Annotated in this window: 4 protein-coding genes and 1 pseudogene; all 5 read left to right on the forward strand. The window is 69.7% G+C overall.

Going from position 1 to position 3,429, the window contains the following annotated elements:
- Positions 1-333 (forward strand): annotated as a pseudogene (locus tag Ae505Ps2_RS12860) (IS701 family transposase); the annotation flags it as partial.
- Entirely contained in the window at positions 330-497 is a 168-nt protein-coding gene (locus Ae505Ps2_RS31995; protein WP_170917006.1) for a hypothetical protein, read from the forward strand. The pseudogene Ae505Ps2_RS12860 and the gene Ae505Ps2_RS31995, both read left to right, overlap by 4 nt.
- A 1,386-nt stretch (positions 498-1,883) precedes the next feature.
- On the forward strand, positions 1,884-2,708 hold the full coding sequence (locus tag Ae505Ps2_RS12865) for a transposase family protein (RefSeq protein ID WP_075553651.1): 825 nt from the start codon (positions 1,884-1,886) through the stop codon (positions 2,706-2,708).
- 34 nt (positions 2,709-2,742) lie between these two features.
- Entirely contained in the window at positions 2,743-2,922 is a 180-nt protein-coding gene (locus Ae505Ps2_RS12870) for a hypothetical protein (RefSeq protein ID WP_075308024.1), read from the forward strand.
- Positions 2,919-3,429 (forward strand): class I SAM-dependent methyltransferase (locus Ae505Ps2_RS12875; RefSeq protein ID WP_139320241.1); only part of this gene is annotated, 511 nt, incomplete at its 3' end. The genes Ae505Ps2_RS12870 and Ae505Ps2_RS12875, both read left to right, overlap by 4 nt.

The following is a 3,429-nucleotide window of genomic DNA, read 5'->3' on the forward strand; positions in this document are numbered from 1 at the left end:
GGTTGGGGGCACTGGCTGCTGGTGCGCCGCCAGACCGAGCCCGCAGAGGGCAAGACCATCCGTGAGCTGGCGTTCTACCGCTGCGCCGCCCCGGCGAACACGCCGCTGCGCGACCTCGTTCGAGTCGCCGGGGCGCGGTGGGCGATTGAGGAATGCTTCCAGACCGCGAAGAACGAGGCCGGCCTCGACCACTACCAAGTCCGCTCCTACCGAGCCTGGCACGCCCACATCACCCTGGCCATGCTCACCGCGGCCTACCTCGCCGTCACCCGCGCCGCCGAACACGCACGCGAGGCCGAAAAGGGGGATCCTCAGCCAGCCGGCGCGCATTGATTCAGCTGTCGGGCAACGAGATCCGCCGTCTCCTCGCCGCGCTCGCCTTCACCCCGCTCACCTGCATCGACCACGTCATGCACTGGTCGACCTGGCGCCGTGAACGCCAACAACAGGCCCGCGACTGCCACTACCGCCGACGCGGCGAACGACCCCCGAGCTGATCAACTGCCGTTGCAGTACTAGACCGGCGACCTGGCTCTCGATCCCGCCGACGGGCACAAGATCCATGCCCACGACGGCGGACGGATCCGCACTGGGCTGGACCCGGACTCGCATCTCCCATCGGCCGACCGCCGCCTGCGGCGCCCAGACCGCGACTGTCGCCCCGCTGGGTGCGGCTGCTCCCGGCGTCTCGGCAAGGGAGGCCAGCGGCCCGTGCAAGATGGTGACCTGGTCGTCGACGGTGAGGCGATCAGATCCGGATGTCATTGCGCCGTCGATGTCGGTCAGTACTGCTGTCCAGCGAGCGATTCCTGCCTCCACACGATGAATCTCGGCCGGAACGCCCCACGGCGTCGCGCCTGCCGCCGTCCCGGGACCTCCCGGGAGCACCGGCTGGACCGAGGGAACGGGCGATGCAGAGGGCATCGCTGAGGGCGAAGGGCGAGGAGGCACTGGTGCTGGGGCGGTGCTGCTCGGCTGTGAGTGGGGAAGAGCGGGCACAGACGTGGGGGAAGGTGGCCTCGGAGCCGGAGCCGGAGCCGGAGCCGGAGCCGGAGCCGGAGCCGGAGCCGGAGCCGGAGCCACGACCTGCCCTGCCGCCACCGTGCTATCGCCGAGAGGCGGACCGGACGGCGCAGGAGGGACCTCAGGACCCACCGCGATGACTTCGTAGCCGGGCGCCGCTGCTGGCGGGCTATCACTGTCAACCGTCGGCCCCGATATCACCGCCGACGGCACACCACCGTCAGCAGGGGCTGGCATGGCGACTGCGGGCGGGGGCACCTCGCTCCACGTCCCTCCTGTCCCATCTGGCCCAGCCGCGGCCGGCCCTACTGGTACGACTGCCATCGCTTCCCAGTCGGTTGTGGTGTCAGGTGGGGAAGACTCGGTAGCTGCTCTAGGAACTGTTGCGCCGACAGGAGAGGGAGAACAGAACAGGAGGACTATAGTCGCGGAGATCGCGAACAAGAATTGCAAACCTCCCGCAGTTCCGTTTGGTGTGCGCACTCGTCGTCTCCTGTTGAGCGAGATATCCGGAAAGAGTGACCAGGCTTGCTTTTCGCCATTGTGGATCGCGGAGCGCGCAGCAAGCATGCTCAGTGCGAGTTGTGCGAGATCGTCCAGACCGATACCTGAGATGGCATAATTCGGCTACGAGTTCAGCTCAACGCTGGTGCGGTACTAATCAAAGTGGTCGATACTTGAGTATCGGAGCTCGGGTTCTCGTTGCCGACGCTCGGAACCCTGGCTCACTGAGGTGTTCTCAGTAGCGGGGTGGCAGGTCGTGGCGACACGCCGAGGGTGGTGAGATGAGCGGGAACGGGGCAGGACCCCGGTAGATCGGTTCGGTCCAGCACAGATCGACACCGTCACCGAGGTCCTGCATGTCTGATCCTGTCACCTACACCGCTGTCCTCCCGATCGGGGAGCGCACCGTGGCCTATCTGGCGCGGCTCCTGGTCCTTCAACGCCGTCGACGTGGCACCCGGCGGCGGGCGTTGACCCCGTTCGCCCAGGCAGTGCTGGTGATCCGCTGGTTCTGTGATGCTACCCGGGTCCGATGTTCGGCCGGTGACAACGCGATCAGCACTGCAACGGCCTACCGTTACCTGCACGAAGGCATCGACGTCCTCGCCGCGGCCGCACCCGGCCTGCACGGAGCCCTGCTCGCCGCCCGCACAGCCGGGCCCACCCACGTGAATCTCGACGGCACCCTGATCGCCACCGACCGGTGCCGCGCGCTCGGCCTCACCCCCGGGGTCGACCTGTGGTGGTCGGGCAAGCACCGCCGCCACGGCGGGAACATCCAGGTCCTCACCGCACCTGATGGATGGCCGCTATGGACCAGCGACGTGCGGCCGGGCCGCGAGCACGACACCCGCTGCGCCCGTACCCACCCCGGGCTGCTCGAGGGCCTGGCCGCGTTCACCGACGACACCCACGCCGCGCTGGGCGACCTCGGCTACGAAGGCGAAGCCGACCGGCTCACCGTGCCCATCAAACTCGCCCCCGGCCGCGGGCAGACGGTCAACCAGCGCACCGTCAACACCCTGCACTCAGCCCTTCGTGCTCTGGCCGAACGCGGAAACGCCCTGCTCAAGACCACCTTCGCCGCGTTGCGGCGAGTCACGCTATGTCCCTGGCGCACCGGCGCGATCATCGCAGCTGCGCTCGTACTACTCCACACCGAGTACGACCGCACGACATGATCAACCCGCTACTGAGAACACCTCACTGACCGAGATGGTCACCGCGCTGCACGCGGTCCTCCGGCGGTGGCGCGTCGAGCCGCTCTCCCCGGAGCCGTTCCGGCCCGCGGTGGAGGCCACCATCACCGCACGCGGCCTGACCCTGCGGGTCGTGGCACGGGACGCCGCACCGGCGGTCGGCGAGCCCTCGGCAGGGGCCGGGTGCCCGGCATGACGGCGGGCTACGGAGCGGGTCACCTCGACCACGACGAGCCGCTGGAGCTGCGCAGACTCCGGGCCCACGAGGAGTTCGCCGACGCAGGTTCCCGACGGGCCCTCGACGGACTGGACCCGATGCCCGGCTGGCGATGCCTGGAGCTGGGCGGGGGGACCGGGTCGGTGGGGCGCTGGCTGGCCCGGCGCTGTGCGCCGGGCGAGGTGGTGGTCACCGATCTCGACACCACCCTGCTCCCGACCGACGTCGCGAACCTGACGCCGTTGCGGCACGACGTCCTGCACGACGACTTCCCGGCCGCCTCGTTCGACCTCGTGCACGCCCGCGCCCTGCTGGAGCACCTGCCCGACCGGGCCGCCGCGCTGGCCAGGATGGTGGGGTGGACCGCGCCGGGCGGGTGGGTCTGCGTCGACGCCACGCTCCGCATCACCCCGCCCGGCGGCAGCCGCACCGCCTTCCACCGCTGCCTGGAGGGGCTCTCCCGGCTCGCGTCCGGCCGGATGGGCG

The organism is Pseudonocardia sp. Ae505_Ps2, from assembly GCF_001932425.1.
In the GTDB taxonomy this organism is placed as follows: domain Bacteria; phylum Actinomycetota; class Actinomycetes; order Mycobacteriales; family Pseudonocardiaceae; genus Pseudonocardia.